This window comes from Moraxella sp. CTOTU49803, from assembly GCF_032097965.1.
In the GTDB taxonomy this organism is placed as follows: Bacteria; Pseudomonadota; Gammaproteobacteria; order Pseudomonadales; family Moraxellaceae; genus Faucicola; species Faucicola tetraodonis.
In genome coordinates this window covers 34,030-55,186 of sequence record NZ_DAMCJP010000005.1, presented here as the reverse complement: position 1 = coordinate 55,186, position 21,157 = coordinate 34,030, and the positions used below count along the sequence as shown (strand labels likewise).

Annotated in this window: 16 protein-coding genes and 1 CRISPR repeat array (1 of these 17 cut by a window edge); of the genes, 5 read left to right on the top strand and 11 right to left on the bottom strand. The window is 42.7% G+C overall.

Features of this window, described 5'->3' with window-relative positions:
• Window positions 1-626: a CRISPR direct-repeat array (repeat unit 28 nt; unit sequence TTTCTAAACCATCTATGCGATGGCGAAC); it reaches 3,606 nt to the left of the window's first position.
• 97 nt (window positions 627-723) lie between these two features.
• The 5 genes from cas1f to RT422_RS07275 all read right to left on the bottom strand — a co-directional run bounded on the left by cas1f (window position 724) and on the right by RT422_RS07275 (window position 5,717).
• Window positions 724-1,692 carry a type I-F CRISPR-associated endonuclease Cas1f gene (gene cas1f / locus RT422_RS07295; RefSeq protein ID WP_050324603.1) on the bottom strand — a complete coding sequence of 323 codons (969 nt, stop codon included), beginning with the start codon at window positions 1,690-1,692 and terminating at the stop codon, window positions 724-726.
• Between the two features lie 58 nt (window positions 1,693-1,750).
• Entirely contained in the window at window positions 1,751-2,374 is a 624-nt protein-coding gene (locus tag RT422_RS07290) for a type I-F CRISPR-associated endoribonuclease Cas6/Csy4 (protein ID WP_099808514.1), read from the bottom strand.
• 1 nt (window position 2,375) lies between these two features.
• Window positions 2,376-3,437, bottom strand: coding sequence for a type I-F CRISPR-associated protein Csy3 (gene csy3 / locus RT422_RS07285; protein WP_007117097.1), 1,062 nt, complete (start codon window positions 3,435-3,437; stop codon window positions 2,376-2,378).
• A gap of 61 nt (window positions 3,438-3,498) precedes the next feature.
• Window positions 3,499-4,482 carry a type I-F CRISPR-associated protein Csy2 gene (csy2, locus tag RT422_RS07280; RefSeq protein WP_160001167.1) on the bottom strand — a complete coding sequence of 328 codons (984 nt, stop codon included), beginning with the start codon at window positions 4,480-4,482 and terminating at the stop codon, window positions 3,499-3,501.
• Window positions 4,479-5,717 carry a hypothetical protein gene (locus RT422_RS07275; protein WP_313421812.1) on the bottom strand — a complete coding sequence of 413 codons (1,239 nt, stop codon included), beginning with the start codon at window positions 5,715-5,717 and terminating at the stop codon, window positions 4,479-4,481. The genes csy2 and RT422_RS07275 overlap by 4 nt, the downstream gene beginning before the upstream one ends.
• 184 nt (window positions 5,718-5,901) lie before the next feature.
• On the opposite strand from RT422_RS07275, the gene cas3f reads away from it, so the two are divergent.
• Both cas3f and RT422_RS07265 read left to right on the top strand, forming a co-directional pair.
• Entirely contained in the window at window positions 5,902-9,150 is a 3,249-nt protein-coding gene (gene cas3f / locus RT422_RS07270) for a type I-F CRISPR-associated helicase Cas3f (RefSeq protein ID WP_313421810.1), read from the top strand.
• Between the two features lie 476 nt (window positions 9,151-9,626).
• Window positions 9,627-10,082 (top strand): replication initiation protein, encoded by a 456-nt coding sequence (locus RT422_RS07265; RefSeq protein WP_076775676.1) that lies wholly within the window; start codon window positions 9,627-9,629, stop codon window positions 10,080-10,082.
• Between the two features lie 98 nt (window positions 10,083-10,180).
• On the opposite strand, the gene RT422_RS07255 is transcribed toward RT422_RS07265, so the two are convergent.
• The gene (locus tag RT422_RS07255) at window positions 10,181-10,447 is read right to left on the bottom strand and encodes an ArsR/SmtB family transcription factor (protein ID WP_065253432.1); all 267 of its coding nucleotides are present in this window, start codon (window positions 10,445-10,447) and stop codon (window positions 10,181-10,183) included.
• Between the two features lie 67 nt (window positions 10,448-10,514).
• On the opposite strand from RT422_RS07255, the gene RT422_RS07250 reads away from it, so the two are divergent.
• Entirely contained in the window at window positions 10,515-11,807 is a 1,293-nt protein-coding gene (locus RT422_RS07250) for an arsenic transporter (protein WP_313421807.1), read from the top strand.
• A 25-nt stretch (window positions 11,808-11,832) separates the two neighbouring features.
• On the top strand, window positions 11,833-12,243 hold the full coding sequence (arsC, locus tag RT422_RS07245; RefSeq protein ID WP_062332028.1) for an arsenate reductase (glutaredoxin): 411 nt from the start codon (window positions 11,833-11,835) through the stop codon (window positions 12,241-12,243).
• Between the two features lie 351 nt (window positions 12,244-12,594).
• Here the strand turns inward: arsC and RT422_RS07240 are convergent, their stop codons facing one another.
• The 5 genes from RT422_RS07240 to RT422_RS07220 all read right to left on the bottom strand — a co-directional run bounded on the left by RT422_RS07240 (window position 12,595) and on the right by RT422_RS07220 (window position 20,182).
• Window positions 12,595-14,280, bottom strand: coding sequence for an AMP-binding protein (locus RT422_RS07240; RefSeq protein ID WP_284034767.1), 1,686 nt, complete (start codon window positions 14,278-14,280; stop codon window positions 12,595-12,597).
• Between the two features lie 148 nt (window positions 14,281-14,428).
• Window positions 14,429-15,490: a CaiB/BaiF CoA transferase family protein gene (locus RT422_RS07235; RefSeq protein ID WP_099808508.1), complete on the bottom strand. Its 1,062-nt coding sequence runs from the start codon at window positions 15,488-15,490 to the stop codon at window positions 14,429-14,431.
• Window positions 15,483-17,651 (bottom strand): 3-hydroxyacyl-CoA dehydrogenase NAD-binding domain-containing protein, encoded by a 2,169-nt coding sequence (locus tag RT422_RS07230; RefSeq protein WP_284034766.1) that lies wholly within the window; start codon window positions 17,649-17,651, stop codon window positions 15,483-15,485. Before RT422_RS07230 ends, RT422_RS07235 begins: the two co-directional genes overlap by 8 nt.
• Before the next feature lie 48 nt (window positions 17,652-17,699).
• Window positions 17,700-18,908 carry an acetyl-CoA C-acetyltransferase gene (locus RT422_RS07225; protein WP_050324616.1) on the bottom strand — a complete coding sequence of 403 codons (1,209 nt, stop codon included), beginning with the start codon at window positions 18,906-18,908 and terminating at the stop codon, window positions 17,700-17,702.
• Between the two features lie 125 nt (window positions 18,909-19,033).
• Window positions 19,034-20,182: an acyl-CoA dehydrogenase family protein gene (locus tag RT422_RS07220; protein ID WP_050324617.1), complete on the bottom strand. Its 1,149-nt coding sequence runs from the start codon at window positions 20,180-20,182 to the stop codon at window positions 19,034-19,036.
• Between the two features lie 282 nt (window positions 20,183-20,464).
• On the opposite strand from RT422_RS07220, the gene RT422_RS07215 reads away from it, so the two are divergent.
• Window positions 20,465-21,127, top strand: a complete 663-nt coding sequence (locus tag RT422_RS07215; RefSeq protein WP_227715569.1) for a TetR/AcrR family transcriptional regulator — start codon at window positions 20,465-20,467, stop codon at window positions 21,125-21,127.
• Window positions 21,128-21,157: the final 30 nt, after the last annotated feature.

Here is a 21,157-nt window from a genome sequence, read left to right as displayed (position 1 = left end):
CTAAACCATCTATGCGATGGCGAACGAGCAGCCGAAGTATGAAAAACCATCATTTTTTTTCTAAACCATCTATGCGATGGCGAACGCTGGACAAATCACGCGCTGCAATATCATGTGTTTCTAAACCATCTATGCGATGGCGAACATAAAAAGAAAACCACCACATAACTCAAACCATTTCTAAACCATCTATGCGATGGCGAACCCGATGGATAGCATATTGCGCTTTTTCGTGTATTTCTAAACCATCTATGCGATGGCGAACACCCAATGGCAAAAACAATAGCGTCGATAACATTTCTAAACCATCTATGCGATGGCGAACTGTTTATATGGCATATGACGCCATGCATGCTGTTTCTAAACCATCTATGCGATGGCGAACTATTACTATTGGTTACAGATGATGGAAAATCATTTCTAAACCATCTATGCGATGGCGAACTGACCGCCATTGGCGAAGTGGCTCATTGCACATTTCTAAACCATCTATGCGATGGCGAACCCGTTGAAGCGATGACAATGGCAGGGTCTGCATTTCTAAACCATCTATGCGATGGCGAACAGCGCAGATTCACGGTGGTACTGACTGGCGGCGTTTCTAAACCATCTATGCGATGGCGAACTGGAGAATTTTCTGACAAAATCCCCAGATATCAATTATATACGTTTTAATTCAGTCAAGACACTTCGTTTTAAAGTGCTTTTTATAAGCAGCTGATTTTATTTAATTTTTTGGCAAGTGTCTACAACGAAGCCAAACATATAATCTAACACATCTTGGTCTTGGCAAATCTCGATAAGTTGCATCCGAAACTCTTTTTGATTATGCCCCAGTTTTGCCGAAATAAATGCTTGTGGCATCACCATCGCATCTTTGACCAAATCTGCTACATCAAACACCAAACCACCACGGCGGGTTTTACCATGTAGCATCGGTAGAGCAAAGCTAATACCTAACCCATGTAATGCAACTGCCGCATAGCCATAAGCGATATAATTCCCGTGGTCAAGGTAGCTATTGGCGATATCGGCGATATCATCATTGGCATTTTTGCCTTCCTCGCGGGTAAATTTAAAGCCACAGCCTTCCGCCAAGCTTTTATATAATACCTTTGCCCAGCGACCTTCGGCAGTCAATAACTGCTCTTGGTTCATTGCCGATTCTATCGCTTGTGAAAAATTAACTACCGCCGATTCATCTAGGCGAATACCATATGATGTCAGTAGTGGATTTTTTTGCCAGTATTTTTTGACAATTTCAATACGTTCTTGTAATAGCACCTTTGCCATCAACAGCCGTGTCGTATCATCAAGCCATGCTTTCATCCAAATTTGCATATATTCGGTAGGACGATACTCACTTTGTGGGGCTAGAAAGGTCAAATCTAATGCACTAAATAATGGTGAACCGCCTGAACCACAAAAACCGACCATTACATTTGATTCTGCCAAACGTCTAGCGGCGGCATCGGTAATCGAACTACCTTTACCCAGTAATAAAAAAGCGGTATTTTTTTCGGGAATATTATAAAAATGTTCAATCGGTTGCATACTTTCGGTCAGATACACGATACGGTCATCTTTTAAAATGACTCGAACTCGCTCAAGATAAAACACACACGCCCGCTTGGACAACATCAGCGGACGGCTACGTTGCTTACGTAAATGACTATTATGAGTTTGGCTCATGTTTTTCTCTTTGATAAATGAAAAAGCAGTAAGCATAAAAGCCTACTGCTTTTTTAAATTAGAATATCGGCAAAGCAAACGGCTGACTGGCACGAGCCAAACCATAGCCATCTGGCACGCCGTCACCTGCATTTTCCATCGGTACAATATCGATGGTTAAGGTAAAAACTTGTCCTGTGCTTTTACTGGCAACTTTAAGATACGGCAAGTCTTTGGCAGTGGCTAGACGACGTTCTCGTAATGGCACATTATTGTCAGACAGTTGAGTACGTTCCATTTTTGCCGTAGGAATGCGAAAACGACGATAACTTTGCCAGCCTGTGATTTTGGCTGTTGGTACAGGCGTTGGCGTACCGACCACACTATAATCCCGTACTTTCCAATGTTGGCTAATACTATCTACCAATCGCTGTAATGCCTCGCTACTATCCGAAAATACCCGAAAAATATCAAAATCAAAACGGGGCGACTTGCCATATTTTTTTTCGAAATCCGCTTGCTTTGCTTTAAGCTTTGGGGAAGGGACCAATGCTATGGCATATGGTGATTTATCCACCAATGCCAACGCTCGAAACGTGCCATGCAATACCGCATAAATCTGATTGCGAATGGTCGGTAGTGATAAATCGACCGTATCTGCCGATTCAATCACACGTACATCCACATAAAACTCAAATGACATCTTAATCTCCCTCAGAATATACGCCACCACGAATCAGACAGGCAATCAAAAACATCCCTTTTTCGCTGTTGGGGTCTAAGTCATCAATCTCTTTTAAAATATCAAACGCTGACATTTTTTCTTTACCCACACGATAAAAAAATTGATGCTCAAGATTTGCCCCATTTGGCTCTACCGCAATCGGTTTATGGTTGTATTCTTCGGCATTGGGATACCACGTATCAATGGTACGAATCGCATTACCGATTTTTTGGTCACGTAATGCCGCTTGCCCCAAAAATTGGTTGTTGTCTGCCCCACGTTGCGGGCGAACAGGGTTAAGTTGATACAGCGAACGAGAAAAGCCTTTGGGTTTATCTTCTAGATAATTTTGTGAAGGGAATACTTCCACACCACCCATGCCAAAATCAACTACCGCTTCGATATGTAGCCCTGCATTGGTTGCGTCGCCTTTTGCCCCTGTTAATAAAATCTCGGCTAATGCCTGCTCATCCGCACTAGGATTGTCAAAACTGTTTAAATTGTAGTCTAACGCCTTAAAGGTATAAGATTTTTCCGAATTTTGACTGGGTGTTACCGTAATTACAATGCTTTCTGCCACCAAGCGATTACGCCATAACCAGCGACCGTTCACAACATTACGCACATAACGACCGACCACCGTTTTTAGCCCATCGCTGTCTTTGGCACGAGCCACAAAACCTTGAAATGCCTTGCGAAATGCTTGTTCATCGCTTTTATCTGCCCCTGCTTTAGTCGCACTGGCAAACAAAATATCCGCCAAGTCAATCAAACGAAAATCCCACGTCACCAATAATTTGGCATTGGGTAATAATTTGGCAGATTCGGTTTGTTGAATATTACTGACTTCACGAGCAACTGATTCGCCCGATGCTGACCCTTTGCTTTTATTGCCTGCCACATTTTGTGTACCACGAATGCCATGATACATGACTTTTAATGATTCAGTTTTGCCATCTATCAGATGAAAAAATGCCCCGTCGCTGATAACAGTACCACGTTGTAGGGCTAGGCTTGCGGGTAATTTTTTGAAAGTTGCCATAATAGAACTCCTGTTTGTTTTTTAACATTGGTTAGGTAAAAGTTTAGTTTCAAAAGTAAGGTTAAATAGATTGTCGCAATAAAAACACATCGCCACCGTCATGGGTTTGCCATTGGTACTGCCAAAATAACTCTTGTGGGTTGTCAGATAATTGACGTAACGGCTCGGTAATCAGGTTTGGGGGCTGTTGCGGTTTTTGCTCTTCTTCATATAAATCCAAGTTATCAGAATTTTGAGCGTTAGCAACATTCAGCAGTTGCCGAATTGACACATATTGCACTAAGCCAATCAAGGGTTCGGCATAGGCGTGAGGTGTAGGTATTACAGCTTGTTCAAGGGTATACGCTTGTCGTACACCTGTTCTATCGGTTTTTGGGTCTTCAAGCAACGCATAACCTAGATTAGTCGCTGACAAAAAACTTAAGCCATGATGTTCACCAAAAGCATGATTTAAGCCGTCTTTGGTGAGTGCCAATAGCCGTGTAAAGGCTTGCAAACGATTGAGATTTTGCGATTGTTGGTACGCTAATAACACATCCTGACGGTCTAGCACCACAAAGCCTGTTTTGATGGTATTGCCTAGCACATCCTTTAGTGTTTTTTCATTATCATCTGCCCATTCAACTTCGCCATAACTGGTGATTTGCCCCCCTGCAAAACGGCTATTCATCAGCAATTTTTGCAAATCTGCCAATCTTGGTCGCCGTCTGCCATCAAATCGTATCACCAAACTAAGATGCAAATGACAGCTTGCCGTTGGTTGTAACGATAAGGCATTGGGATTTTTTGATGAATAATCGTTTTTGTTGATAAACGCAGAGCCACGGCGTTGGGCAGGGGTAAAGCGTCCATAGGCAAAGCCACCTAAATCTTGCCTGTCATGGTGAATATAAATCACGCCTGTGTCCTTCACGCTCAATTTGCGAGCCAACGCATGAGCGAACATAGTGGATGCCATCAAAGGCACGCCACCGAGCAAAATCCCGCTAGTCTGTAGATTTGCCCCTTGCACTCGAATATGCGGAATTACCGCTAAAAAACTCATGATGCCAACTCCTGTAAGTCATACAGCAAGCCACGAATTCGGCGAGCCAAGAATGGTATGGTGCTATCTTCGAGTACAAAGGCGACAGGGTTGCTTTGTCCTTCGACTTCGTAGGATTGACGGACGATACTTTTTGCCAAATGCTCGGCAAACACAGTCATCCAACCTTCATCTCGTAGCTGTGTGTCAATCAGTCCTTGAATGGCTAAATCGACGCTTGGGTGTTGTAATGGTGTTAAAGCAACCATTTCTTTACTAACCATTTCACCTGTATTTTCGTCATACGCTTCATTGCTTATTTTGGTGATATTCGGCAATCTATCAGCCACTTGTTCAAGGCTATTTTTAGCTTCTCGCCCTTGAGCCAATACGATGCGTAAGATATGGGTCAAAAATTGTTGCTCGACTTCACGGCTATCCATATTGGTACTAGTGGCTTCAATGCCTTTGTTTTTCCAATCTTGGTTATTTAAATGTTTTTCGGTAGTAGCAATACCTTGATTCACCAAATCTGCCCAAGCAAGTAATGCGGGCTGAACAAGTTTGTCTTTCGGCAATTTATTGGGGATATAGTAGTCTAAGCCTTTGTAATACAGGCTAAAGGCTTGACGTATCGTATCATTAGCAGTTGGGGCAGTTAGATAAATTGGGCGTTGCATGGCTCGTACTAGGCTACCCACATTTTGCGGATTTGCCCCACCAATACCAAATACAGCGGTGGTAATACTGTGTAAATCATTGTCGGTTTTACGAGCTTCTTTGATATCATCAACTTCATCATTTAACCAATGATTCACCCCTGCTGAGCTAATGGGACTAATTGAAAGGTAATCGTCACTTTTTGGCAATAATAACTGACGCATCCGAATGTTAATATGCTCAAGTCCCGCTTGATAAGGCGTGTCAAATAAGCTGACAATATCAGGCTGAATCGTATTTACCACAGTTTTAAAATCATCATCTTGCTCTGATAAATCTTCATCTAACATCGCTGATTTGATGGCTTTAAAAATCGTAGCGGTCTTACCTGCATTGGCTTGGTAATCGGTGGGAATGGTAATATCGTCAGCCAATAATGTTCTCGCACTGATATAGGGTAAATCCAACGCTTGCGATTTTGCCAAGCGAATACCGCCTTTTTCGATATTGGAATTAATCGTTTTATTACTAAAATGCACCGATTCAGCAAGAGTTTGCCGATATTGGTCGATAGGGATGGTGGAAGCATCTGACATTCATTTCTCCTTTTTTATTTAATTTTATCTAGTTTTAGCATAGTATTGCCCAAATAAAAAGCAGGCAAAAGTAGATAAAAGACACACGATGTCGTATTGTTAATATTCATTATAGAATTTAGTTTTATATTAAGTGAAAATGATAAGCTTATAAAAACAGAAAAATTAATTTGGAAAAAATGAAATGCACGTCATTTTTATCTCTGCTTGCGAAAAAAAAGCCCTGAAAAAAACCCGAGCCGTACTCGACAGCTACGCCATCCGCACAGGTCAAAGTACATGGCAAGCCCCCATGACGATGGAAGGTCTAACCGAAGTCCGTAACGCCCTTAAACAAAAAGGCATCACTCGCCAAACCGCTGTCGCCGCTTACATCAATTACGGTATGCGACGCATGAAGCTGGCGTGGGTCGTGGGAGCAAAGCATCGGTTTAATAGCGAAGGGGCATACCCTGTCGCTTCAACTGGCAAGCCTTATACCAAGCGACAAATCGACGACTGGGTCAGAGCAGCAAGTCTATTGGCAGGAGCGGCAGGCGATATGCATGATATCGGCAAAGCATCGCAACATTTTCAAAACAAACTGTCGCCTAATCAAGCCAATAAAATCATCGCTGATGATATCCGCCATGAATGGCTATCCGTCAAGCTATTGCAACAACTACGGCCTAATAACTTTGATTGGCAAGACGCTTGGCAACAAGTCGCCAAAGATAAAAACCGCAATATTTTTACCTTAGGTGATTTAAACCAAGTCGATGATGGCGTGGCAAATGACATCGAAGCGGTGGATTATTTGATAGTCACCCATCATGGGTTACTGGGCGCAGATGACCCAACAGGCTACGCAAGCTATCCTAACGAAGACAAACACGTGCGTGAACCATTACCTCGCACCGAACAGCTCACTTGTGCAGGCGAGTTGCCACAAAGCATTTTTGATAGTTATCAAAAACGAATGGCACGACTTGCCAAATTATTGCCTACCAACGCCAGTCCAACTTATTATAAAGCCCTCTGTTTACATGCTCGTAATGCCTTGATTCACGCTGACCATACCATTTCTGCGGTCAATTATCTGGACATGGTGCAACCTGCCACTCCAACTCCCACGCAACTGTTTGCTAATACCTGTTTTGTTGATAGTAAAAAACAACACAATCAACCGCTAGAATGGCATTTACGCCATGTGGGCGAACGAGCCAGTTTTATCGCTTGTAACATGATGACAGAATTAAATTTGTCTGGACTATGTGAGCAGACCGTCGAATATATCAAAACACCCACGCAAAACGCTCATTTTAAGTGGCAAAATGTTGCTGGCAATGCCTTGCAAAAATTCGCCGATAAATATCCTGATGTACCGACGCTTGTTTTTAATATCGCAGGTACAGGGAGCGGTAAGACTCGAATGAATCTACGCACCGCTTGTACCTTGCGACCCAATGACCCACGTATTTGTATTGCGTTAAATTTGCGTTCTTTGACTTTACAGACAGGTGACGCTCTCAAAAAATCCATGAATCTATCCGATGATGAATTAGCCGTTGTCATCGGCGACAATATTACCCAAGAACTATTTGAAAAAGCCAAAAAAAACCAAGGGATTGACGAAGATGAAAATCCCCCAGAGCCGATATTTGATGCTAAAGGGGATGATTATGACATTCCTGCATGGCTTAACCCATTATTTGAGAAAACCACCAAAAAGGGCATTATAAGTGACAATGATGGCAAAACTTTATTGGCATCGCCTTTGCTCGTTTCCACCATTGATTATCTGATAGCAGCGGGCGAACCACACAAACAAGGACATCATGTCAAAGCCTTGCTACGATTAATAAGTAGTGATTTGATACTCGATGAAATCGATGGCTACGACCCCAAAGCCTTGATAGCAGTATTACGCTTGGTGCAGCTAGCTGCCATGTATGGTCGCCATGTGATTTGCTCATCGGCAACCCTCTCCAAGACATTAGCTATTAGCGTGCATCGTGCCTTTGAATCTGGTATAGCGATGCGACAAGCATTACTAAATGATGACAAACAAGCCTTTAATATCGCCATTATCGATAATGAAATTGACAATAAAAATCCACCCAAAATTTGGCAACAAACGCTAACTCAAGATAGCGACACCCAAGCTGACGATAAAAACTTTAAAGATATTTACCAAACACACCTCAATGAATTACAGCTTGCTTTAGCCAAAAAGACGAGCTTTCGCCTAGCCGAACTCAAACCCATGCCAAAGGCAACTATTAGCGATTGGCAACAAGCGGTACTTGAATCTGCCCAAATCTTGCATGATAGATACGCTTGGCAATGTCAAAATGGGGAAAAACGCCTATCCTTTGGCTTAATTTGGGTAGCAAATATTCACCATGCTGTCAGTCTTGCTCATTATTTTGCCAATCATTGGCAACACGCCCATATCGCTTGCTATCATGCCAATGATTGGCGAATCAATCGTTTTTATAAAGAACAACGCTTAGACACTTTGCTAAGTCGTCATAAAGATGGCAAAAAACGCAAAACAGGTAATGAAACCATCGAGCAAGATAGCGAAATTATCGAACTCATGAAACACAGCCAACAAAAAAATGTACCCTTTGTCGTGATTGCCACGCCTGTCGAAGAAGTGGGGCGTGACCATGATTTTGATTGGGCAGTCATTGATGCATCAAGCGTTCAGTCCATCGTACAGACCGCTGGGCGAGTCAATCGTCATCGTCGAGAAACGATTCATGAGCCAAATATTATCATCCCCCAATTTAACTATCGGCATTGCAAAAACGTGCAACAACAAAAACCCAAACAACCTGCTTTTATCTATCCAGGTTATGAAAGTTATAGTCAAGATGAAAACTATCCAAACCATGATTTGGCAAAATTGTTACCTTGGCAAAATAATCAACTCATAATAGATGCTAGACTGCGTTTTGACAAAGATAACTGTCTATTTGCTAAACTTGATGATAGAGAGATACAAGGGTTTTGTGAGCGATACTTTTATGATGAAGGCGATGAGCTTTTTTCAAATGCCCAAGTGGATAGCTGTCTAATGACTGAGCAACTGTATCAAACATTCACCCCATTACGCGATAGACAGTATCAAGCCTTGTATCGAATAAGTCCCAACTCTATCAAGGAAGGCGAGTTAGCCATAGAAAAATATGTGAATGCGTTTAATCCAGTATTTAAAAAGCAACAACAAGAATGGCAAGATTATAGCGGTGATTTTACCAAACCTATTTTACAACCCGCTAAGCCACAAGCGTGGCTGTATTTGTCGCCTAGTCAAATGGTGGAACAATGCGAATTTTATGATATTGATATTGAACAAGGCTGTCAAATTTCACTAAGTCTATATAATGATAAAAATGAGATACAGTGGCTATATGATGAAGGGTTTGGTGTAGTTAAAAAATAAGTAATTATGCTTGATATCGAATGTCTCATGTAAATTTGTTTTTATGATAGAAATTAAACTTTATCAAAATAATCTTATCACTCTAAATTTCATTAAACATTAGTATTAGTATTATCTATATTATTAAATTATAGAGGCTCTGTATTCCGCCATGGTAGCGGCTTTGCACGCAGATATGTGTACAGACTGGTGAATATAAATGTACAGATAGGTGAATCAAGATGTTCAGATAGGTGAATATAAATGTACAGATGGGTGAAATACGTGTACAGATGGGTGAAGCTAGCAGTTTAACGCACATTAAAAGCGATTCGAAATAAATAATGAAAAATAACTTCTAAATCATTGAAACGAATGAATTTTGATTAACTTTTGTAACCGACATAGATTAACATAGATTACGATTTTACCCATCATCATGCTCACTTCTATAATCAAGCTCACAATAATTTGAGCCAATTGATAGCAAGTAGCCCATGACTATGCAAAGTTTTTACAATCAAGGTGCTGATAAAGTAATGATTATCAAACCCAATACGCTGATTGAAGCGGGTTTCGACTTGACCGAAGCCGAGCATGACTTGATAACACTGGCGGTTAATAAACTACATCGTTTGCAGTCTGGCGGCAGACGAGTATTGATTAGTGCCAAAGAATTTGCCAACGCCAATCGTGTCAATGAAATCTATGCCTATCGAGCCTTAAAAGATACCGCCAAAATACTTGGCGACAGAAAACTCAAATTTACCCTATACCTTGATAAAACCATTCAAGCGACCAATGAAGCGGACAAACTCACTGTTATCAAGCCTAACCACAACAACTTTACCACGTTGCGTTCTGAATATAACTGGCTACAAGGGGTCTCGTATCAAGATGATCAAGGCTTTATTATTTTGGATTTTTCCGACTGTAACTCTCCCCTAAAATAAAACAGCTCAGACATAGCCTTAATTGGCTAAGACCACATTCAGCTTTGAAGGGAAAAACACCCATCGAGAGGTATTTTGAATTAAGCGAGGAAACGCCGTTAATTTAATTCCAATGCACCAATTACCGCTTTGCCCCAATTTGGTAACTCTTTACTAATCGAATACCAAATCCAAGTGCCTTTACGCTCACTTTCTAAAATACCGATTTGCTTTAATTGGTTTAAATGCCGTGAGATAGTTGGCTGTGGTTGGTCTAACTCGCTGATGATGTCACACACGCATAACGCTTGCTTCTGATTAAGTAGTTGCACAATTTTTAATCTGGTGGGGTCACTTAACGCCTTGAGAAAGTCTGTTTTATTCATATATTTACATATCCAAATATATAGATTATAGTATAGCTCAATTTTAACAGGTTTCTATAGGCAGTCAATGATTACCGCATTACTCATTTTTCTAGTGACTTTGATATTTGTAATATGGCAACCTAAAGGCTTGGGTATCGGTTGGACTGCCAGTATCGGGGCTGGGATAGCTTTGCTATTAGGGGTAATAACGGTTGCCGATATTCCTGTAGTGTGGAATATTGTTTGGAACGCTACCTTCGCCTTTATTGCCATTATCATCATTAGCCTGTTACTTGATGAAGCAGGCTTTTTCCGCTATATCGCCTTGCACGTTGCAAGATTAGCAAAAGGTAGCGGTAATCGATTGTTTGCGTTTATTGTGCTACTTGGGGCGGTGGTATCGGCATTGTTTGCCAATGATGGTGTGGCTTTGATATTAACACCCATTGTCATTGCGATTTTAACCACGTTACGCTTTTCCCCTGCGACTACCCTTGCTTCTATTATGACAGCAGGGTTTATCGCTGATACCGCTAGTATTCCGCTCGTGGTGTCTAATTTGGTAAATATTGTGTCGGCTGACTTTTTTAAAATCCCTTTTACCGATTATGCCAAAGTGATGATACCAGTAAACGTGGTAGCGGTTGTCACCTCATTATTGGTATTGTATGGGTTTTATCATAAAGACATTCCTACGGTTTATGCGTTGGATTTAATCGAAAACTCACAATCAGCTATCGTGGATAAAAATACCTTTATCATGGGTTGGGTGGTGTTGGCGTTACTTTTGTTGGGTTTTTTTGTGCTTGAGCCTATAGGTGTACCCATTAGCTTCATTGCAGGGGTTGGAGCTTTGGTGTTGGTTGTGGTAGCGAAAATGGGTAAAAAAATAACGGTGCTACCGATTGTCAAAAATGCCCCGTGGCAAGTGGTGATATTTTCATTGGGTATGTATTTGGTGGTGTATGGTTTAAAAAATGCAGGGCTGACCGATTATTTAGCTCATGAGTTAAGCCAACTCGCTAATCATGGCATGATGACAGCTACAGTAGCAACAGGGTTATTATCGGCAGGGCTTTCATCTGTAATGAATAATATGCCAACGGTGCTAATTCAAGCTTTAGCGATTGATGAGGCGACTATCCGTGACCCCATGATAAAGCAAGCCATGATTTATGCCAATGTAATAGGCTGTGATTTAGGCACGAAAATTACCCCGATTGGCTCACTCGCTACCTTATTATGGTTGCACGTTTTAGCCAGTAAAAATATTACGGTGAGTTGGGGCTATTATATTAAAGTCGGTATTATTTTAACCTTGCCTGTATTGGTGGCTACATTGGTTGCATTGGCAATTTGGTTGCCAATAATTCAATAATTTTAAAACTTAAAAAGGAACAAGTATGCAAAATATCACAATTTACCACAACCCTAACTGTGGCACATCACGCAACACGCTTGCTCTTATCAAACATCAAGGCATTGAGCCCTCTGTTATTGAGTATTTGGATAACCCACCTGATGAAACAACCCTGCGTGATTTAATTACCAAAATGGGTATTACCCCAAGACAATTACTGCGTGTAAATGTGCCGCCTTACGCTGAACATAGGCTAGATAACCTTAGTTTGACTGATGATGACCTTATTCAAGCTATGTTAGCTGACCCACTTCTAATCAATCGTCCAATCGTTGTGAGTGATAAAGGCGTTAAGCTGTGCCGTCCTTCCGAAGTTGTACTAGATTTGATTGATACGCCCTTAACCAAAACCTTTATCAAAGAAGATGGGGAAAAGATTGAGCCGACAATTTAGTCAAAACACCCGTTTTTATTGAACTTGTAAGCCGTTACTGAGAATCCCCAGCAACGGCTTTCTCATTTCAGCAATAAACTATCGTATTGATTTAAACCGTAACTTGTATATTAGGACTTACGCAAAAAATTTTGCTTTTGCGTAAGTCCTATATCTAATGGATTTTGCTAACATGCAATTTAAGGTAATTTAACTTAAAGGTTTTCGTCTGTTCGAGTCAGATTATGCCTGCCATATTCCAAAAGCCCCAGTCGATTGATTAGGGCTTTTTTATTGCAGTGATATCAAGGGTTTACGTGGTTTTTCGAGGGTTGAAAGGTAAACATCTGACCATTCCCTGGGCTGACACCATTATTTACTATTTTTTTCAAGTAATCGCAGTTCAGTTTTTTGAATTTTGCCAACCGCGGTTTTGGGTAATTGCTCAATAAACGTATATTGTCGGGGCCGTTTATACCCGGTTAATTGCTCATGACTAAAGGCTTTAAGCTCATCTATCGTCAAACTGTCATCTGATTTGACAATATAGGCTTTAACCGATTGTCCTTGAAGCGCATCTTCAACGCCAATCACGGCACATTCTTGGACTTTCGGGTGATTTAACAGCACCGCTTCAATTTCGGTTGGATAGACATTAAAGCCACTGACAATCAGCATATCTTTTTTGCGATCCATTAATTTGATATGCCCGTTTTGCATCATCATCCCAATGTCGCCTGTCTTTAAATGACCTTCAGGTAAGAAATAATCGGTGTTGTCAATGTTATGATAACCTATAGTCACATTATCACCTTTGATACAGATTTCACCCACTTCGCCTAACGCCACTTCATTGCCCACATCATCACAGATTTTGATATCGATACTCGGTAAAGGTAGGCCAATATCGCCAGTGTACTCATGATTGGTGAGGGGGTTACACGTGCCTGCACCGATAGTTTCGGACATGCCCCATCCTTCTATTAATGGGCAACCAGTGAGCTCAAGCCAAGCCTTGGCCGTGGCGGGGGTGGCTGCCATACCGCCCGCGATTGATAATTTTAGTTCACGGGTATCGACACTTTTAAAATCGGGGTGGTTAACTAATGCCTGAAACAAGGTATTAACCCCAGGAAGAATGTGAAACGGCTTAGCAGATAATATTTTGATAAAACCGGCAATGTCTTTAGGGTTAGTCACCAAGGTCATGCGCATGCCAGATTTCATGCCTAACATGGAAAAGATAAACGCAAAGATATGATATAGCGGCAACGCTAGGATACTATGGAATACTTGTTCGACATTTTTTTGTTGGTTGAGTACCGGCAAAAACCACTGATAGTATTGCTCAACTGCTGTCAAAATATTTCGATGGGTCAGCAAGATGCCTTTGGGTCTGCCAGTGGTGCCGCCGGTGTATTGGATAAAGGCAACATCATCAAGTGATTTGGATGGCTTTTGGTAAGGCATGGATTTAGCGGTTTTCATCACTTGACCCAATCGTAATGGCTGATACTTTTGGTCAATTTGGTAAGGCGCTACCATATTCTTGACATATTTTACAGCGATATCGACTATTTTACCCTTTAATCCTAACAAGTCCCCTAAACGGATAATCACGACTTTTTTCACTGGGGTTTTATCAATGATTTTTTGTAAAGTGTGAGCAAAATTTTCTAAAATAAAAATAACTTCGGTATTGGCATCAATCAACTGAAACTCTAATTCACGAGCTGTATGTAGCGGATTAATCGGCGTCAAAACATACCCTGAGCGAATCGCACCTATCATGACCGGTAAATACGCTTGTACGTTAGGCAGCATGATAGCGACACTGGCATTTGGGCCCAAGGATTGGGATTGTAGCCAGCGGCTGACAAGGCGTGCGACGTTATCCACTTCTTTGTAGCTGATCGCTCGCTCTATATTGCTGGTGAATTCTCGTGAGGCAAAGGCCGTTAAACGATCATCAAAAAATTCTATTAACGATTGATCTGTTAAAGCGGGAATGTGTGCGGCGGTGGCAGGGTCATAAAATTTTGTCCAAAAATTTTCCATGTTGTTATCCTTTTTCTGTCCTTAGAAAATAGGCTAATAGGCCCTTGAAAGGTTTTTTTCATGGGCCTATTAGGGTGCGCGTATTGCCGCGCTTTTTGATTGCTATCAATTACTGTGCCTTGAGTTGATAGTGACGCAAATGAATAGCCTAGTTGCAATCATTATCACACCAAGGCTTAACATTACCATACTCATCTTGATTAGCAAATAGTTCATGACAGGCGGCTTCTGCCAAGGTTAAAATAGGCGTCACGCACACATCAAATTGGGTAAAGTAGTGCTGCCAGTGGCTAAGTGGCTGCGAGGCAAATTTTTGGGCAATCGCTTGGGCAGCGGCTTGGCTCTGCGGATGAGTAGGCAGTACGCCCATTTGCCAATGGCTAGCCGCATGTTCATTAACATCTAACGCTTGACACAAGCCTTGCCAAAACTTTAGCTCAAGCGAGCCGACTGCCATATAACGACCGTCTTGTGTCTGATATAGCCGGTAACATGGCAGCACGCCGCCTAAAAAATCCTGCTCAGGCGTCGGTGTTACCTGGGTTAATGCTTTGACAAATTTCCCCGTCGCTTTTGGCATCACCAAATGGTTGTATAAACTATGGGTCATGCTGGTGATGATATGGCGACCTTTGCCAGTTAGCTTGGCATTGACAACGGCCGCTAATAAAGCGATGACCGCCGTGTCACTCCCGCCAGCCAAGTCGGCAAATTGCACATTGGGCATGGCTTGTTCACCCGATGCGGTTTTGAGTTGGTCAAGTACGCCACTCATTGCCATAAAGTTGATATCGTGCCCGGCTTTATCCGCCCAGTTGGGCGTCGTACCATAGCCAGTGATGGAAACAATCACCAGCTTTGGGTTTTCCGCAAGCAGTGCCTGTGGCGAAAGTCCCATGCCTTCTAATACGTTGGGGCGGAAACTATCAATCATCACATCAGCAGTGGCAATGTCGCTTTTAAGCTTAGCAATATCATCGGGGTGTTTGAAGTCCATTTTGTGACAAGCTTTGCCATGATTTAAAGCATCAAACAAATTGCCCAACGCCCGTGCAGGGTCACCTGACTTGGGTTCATACTTGATCACATCTGCCCCCAAATCAGCGAGCAGTCGTGTGGCAAATGGACCCGGCAAGTTGCGTGATAAGTCAATAACTTTTAGCCCTGTTAAGCAGTCAGCTATACCCAGTGCGGCTATGGCGTCATTCATTAACAAACTCCTTATGCGCTTTTGCCATAGCTACTAAAACTTGGGCAGGGGCAAAGCGCTCACCATAACGCTCGGCAAGTTGTTGACTGCGTGCGACAAAATTATCAACGCCATAGGCATTAATAAACTGCAAGGTACCCCCATGATGCGGGGCAAATCCCCAGCCAAAGATAGAGCCGATATTGGCATCTGCGATTGAATTAATCACGTTTTCTTCATAACAACGGGCGGTTTCATTGGCTTGGATAAACATAAAACGGTCAATAAGCTCTTGCTGAGTAGGCTGCGTGTCTGCGACGGGGAATAAGTTTGATAGCCCGGACCACAGTTGTTTTTCACCACCCTCTGGGTAGTCATAAAACCCTTTGCCGACTTTTTTACCCAAACGCCCGTGGGTTTTGCCCATCAGCTCGACCACGCTATCGGCGGGGTGATGGGGCATTTCCTTGCCTTCTTTTTGTAAATCTTTTTTGGTTTGCTCATTAATATGCAGCATCAGACCTAAAGACACCTCGTCTTGCAGTGCCAGCGGTCCGACAGGCATACCTGATTTGATACCAGCTACCTCAATCAGACGGGGATGGACGCCCTCAGAGAGCATGGCAGAGCCTTCGGTGATATAGGTGGCAAACACACGAGACGTATAAAAACCACGGCTATCATTGACCACAATCGGCGTTTTGCCAATTTGTAACACATAATCAAAGGCTTTGGCTAACGTAGTTTCATCGGTTTGCTCGCCCATAATGATTTCAACAAGCGGCATTTTATCGACAGGTGAGAAAAAGTGTAACCCGATAAATTGCTTAGGACGGCCACTCGCTTTGGCTAAACCGGTAATTGGCAAGGTTGAGGTATTTGACGCAAAAATCGCATCGCTAGCGGTGACTGCTTCTGTTTGCTGGGTACACTTGGCTTTAATATCACGGTCTTCAAACACCGCTTCAATCACCAAGTCACAATCCGCTAAATCTGCATAATCCGTGGTGGTTTGAATTTTATCCAGTAAGGATTGTTTTTTGCTATCATTGCTTCTGCCTTTGGCAATCGCTTTATTCAGCAAGTTTTCTGAATACGTTTTGCCTTTATCCGCATTTTCAATCGTGGTATCTAGCAATACCACGTCAATGCCTGCCTTAGCAGAGACATAGGCAATACCAGCACCCATCATCCCTGCGCCCAACACACCGACTTTTTTGGTTTGGTATGGCGGGATAGATTTTGGACGAGATTGGCCCTTGTTGATGCTGTTGAGTTGGTGCCAAAGCGTGCCAATCATATTTTTTGACACTTGTGACATGGCACAGGCGACAAAATAGCGGGATTCAAGCGCCAGCGCTGTATCGATATCCACTAAGCTACCTTCAAACACACATGATAAAATGTGGGTAATGGCAGGGTAGTTGCCATGCGATTTTTGATTTGCCATCGCAGGGGCAATGCTCAGCATTTGGGCATTTTGCGGGGTTAAGGCGTTACCTTGAGGGATTTTAAAGCCTTTGGCATCCCAAGGCTGCTGAGCGGTTGGATGCTCATGAATCCACTGTTTGGCTTGTTCAATCAGTGCCGTTTTATCAGTAACTACCGCATCGATAATGCCAAGCTGATGAGCGGCTTGGGTGGTAAGCTTAGTGCCTTGGGTCATCAACTCTAACGCTTTTTGCATACCGACAAGACGCATTAAACGCTGCGTACCACCGCCCCCAGGTAATAAGCCCAATTTGACTTCAGGCAGGCCATATTTGGCATTCGGTTGGTCAACGGCAATGCGATAATGACAGCCCAACGCTACTTCAAGCCCGCCACCTAAGGCAGTGCCGGTTAATGCAGCGACGACAGGTTTACCGCAGGTTTCAAGGCTGCGTAACACCTTTTTGAAATGTTCCACAAAATCAAAAGCTTGCTTGGGGGATTGGATATTGGCAAATTGGTCGATATCGGCACCCACGATAAAGCTATCTTTATCGCTGGTGATGATAAGCCCTTTGCTGTCTTTGTCTTCAATAAAACTTTGAGCGATTTTTTCTAAATCATTGCTAAAATGCTCATCAAGCACATTCATTTTGCGAGATTGTTGAATGGTCAAAATGACAATATTATCGTCGTCAGTGGCAGAAAAATTGGCCAATTGATTCGCCGCTTGGCTGGTAAGACTGGTCATAGAAACATCCTTTTTTCTTCAGTTTTTTAATTCAATTAAATAGGCGACTTAAACACGTTCAATAATCGTGGCAATACCCATACCGCCACCGACACATAAGGTCGCAAGTCCAGTGGTCAAATCACGACGCTCCAATTCATCTAACAAAGTGTTAATCAAAATTGCTCCTGTTGCGCCTAATGGATGTCCCATAGCAATCGCACCACCGTTGACATTCACGATATCCATATTAAGCCCTAAATCTTTTGCCGTTTTCATTGGCACCGCTGCAAACGCTTCGTTAATTTCCCATTGGTCAATATCAGACACCTGCATATTCGCCCGGGCTAAGGCTTTTCTTGCGGCTAGTGTCGGACCTGTTAGCATTATCGTCGGTTCTGACCCCACCACTGCCGCCATCGTGACTTTGGCGCGGGGTTTTAAATTCGCCGCTTGTCCCGCTGATTGACTACCAAGCAGACATAACGCGGCCCCGTCAACGATACCTGATGAGTTACCGGCATGGTGCACATGGTTAATTTTTTCAATCGTGGCATATTTATCTAAGACCACTTTATCAAAGCCCATTTTTCCTGGCATGGCAAACGAGGGCTTTAATTCTGCCAAGCGTTCAACGCTGGTATCAGCGCGTATGGTTTCGTCATGGTCTAAAATCATCAGACCATTGATATCTTTAACAGGAATAATCGATTTAGCAAAATACCCTTGCTCAGAAGCCTGCTGGGCTCTGCGATGAGACTCGGTGGCATATGCATCAACATCACTGCGACTAAACCCTTCTAACGTCGCAATCGTATCAGCGCCGATGCCTTGTGGGGCAAAGCCGGTGGCGGTATTGACGCGTGGGTCCATATACCAAGCCCCACCGTCTAACCCCATTTTGACACGGCTCATAGACTCCACGCCACCTGCCACCACCATATCTTCCATGCCCGACATGATTTTGCTTGCGGCTAAATTAATCGACTCTAACCCTGATGCACAAAACCGTGATAGGGTAACACCTGCCACCGATTCTGCCCAACCGGCATCAATTACCGCAATTCGGGCGATATCCGAGCCTTGCTCACCAACAGGGGTGACACAACCTAGTACCACATCATCCACCAACTGTGTGTCCAACTGATTGCGCGACTGTAAATTTGTCAGCAGTTCTCTGATTAACCAAATTGGAGCGACTTGGTGCAAGCTGCCATCGGATTTGCCTTTGCCACGCGGCGTGCGGATAGCATCATAAATATAAGCGGTATTACTCATTTGATTTTCCTTAATCATGATTAAAATTTGTCAATTGCTAAAGGCTAATCCTAATATCTAATCCTAATATCTGATACTAATATCTAGGCTAGCTAAAAAGTGGCGCAGCCATATAAAACGATGAGTTACATAAAACGAGACGCCAACTCTTTCATGATTTCATTGGTACCGCCATAGATTTTTTGCACTCGGGCATCAGCGTATAATCGGGCAATCGGATACTCCAGCATATAACCATAGCCACCAAATAGCTGTAAGCATTCATCCGTGACTTTGGCTTGTTTATCCGTGGTAAAGGCTTTTAATAGAGCGGCATGTTGTACGGTCAGTTTTTTGTTAAGATGGGCCTCGAGTGCCGCATCACACATCGCCCTGACGGCAAGGTAGTCCGCATTACATTCGGCAAGTTTAAATCGGGTATTTTGAAATGACCACACAGGCTTGTTAAAGGCGTGGCGTTCTTTGGTATATTCGATGGTAAGCTCAATCGATTTCTTAATCGCCCCGGCCGCCGCTAAAGCAATGATTAAGCGTTCTTGTGGCAACTCTTGCATCAACTGAATAAAGCCCATGCCCTCCACACTGCCCAATAAGTTTTTTTGTGGGACACGCACATTATTGAAGAACAACTCTGAGGTATCTTGTGACGATAAACCGATTTTCTCTAAGTTGCGACCCCGCTCAAAGCCTGCTAAACCATCGGTTTCTAACACCAAGAGAGATACCCCTTGAGCGCCTTTTTCGCGGTCGGTTTTACAAGCGACGATAATTAGGTTGGCCAACTGACCATTGGTGATAAAAGTTTTAGAACCATTTAAAATGTAGTCATCACCGTCTTTAACGGCATAGGTTTTGATAGCTTGCAAATCTGACCCCGTCCCTGGCTCGGTCATCGCAATTGCACCAACCAATTCGCCCGTTGCCATTTTTGGTAACCAACGCTGTTTTTGCTGTTCACTGCCATGATGCAAGATATAAGGTGCCACAATACCTGAATGCAAAAAGCCACCAAATCCGCTCAAGGCCGCATCGGCTTGGGCATAAATCAATGCCGCTTCATGACGAAAGTCGCCACCGGCACCGCCATACTCTTCAGGCATCGATGCACATAAAAAGCCCATCGAGCCTGCTTCAAGCCATGCTTCTTTATCCATCATGCCGTTTTTTCGCCACTCGATGTCTTTATCGATCCAAGTTTGAAAAAACTTCTTGGCAGTATCTTCTAGCATGGCGACTTCTTCGTTCATCCAGCTTGATTCAAAATGGTTGATCATCCTTGATTCCTCGTTCGTTATTGAGAGATTAATTAAACCGTTATAATAGTAATATTAATTACTACCTTAAAAAATTGCTCGGCTATTTATAGTTATTTATCCTTAAATTATATTATAAAGGTAATTTATATTACCAATGTAATACTAAATAAAAACCCTAAGATTATGATTAAATAGCCAAATAATGCCGCCATCATAACAAAGATAAAAAATGAGAACAATATTGTCTGCAGATATGGTAACCTATATTACTATTTTTTAAATATCTAAATAGAGAATGTTATGACTGCGTTGAAAAAGCCAATGACGCTTGGACGTCCTAGTAATACAATGGGTGATTTAACCTTACTTGCGCAGATACGACCTGCAACCTTAGATAAAATCGAAAAAAGTGTGATTACACTGTATGCCAGTGGTGAGAGTGAGGTCGCTGCGGATAGTGTGACTATGCAGTCAATTGCAAAACACGCGAACGTGTCACTGCAGACCTTGTATAAATATTTTGGCGATAAAAACACGCTGATTTATGTGATTTTAGATCGAGTGCTTAGTCGCCTAGCCGCTCGAATGATTGACCATTTGAGCGGTATTGATAGTGTCAAAGACCGGCTGCGTAAGACGCTATGGGTGATGTTTGATTTTGTTGACCACAATCCTGATGCGGTATTGTTTTTTTCTACAGCGATTCCTGTCTCCCACTATCAACATATTGCCATTTATGAAAACAAGGATTTGATGGAAGCTTTTTTGCAAGTGTTGTCGGATGGGCAGCAGCGTGGGGAGCTTAATCAAAATGTCTCGCTTAAAACCTTATTAGATGTGTTTATGGGGTTTATCACCCGATTGGGGCTGATGCACGTGTTAAGAAACGCTGCCAAACCGATGACAGCTGACTTTGATCCTTTGTTTGATATCCTATGGCAAGCTATTTCACGGCATGACTAAGAGAATAACGCATTTTACAAATACACGAAC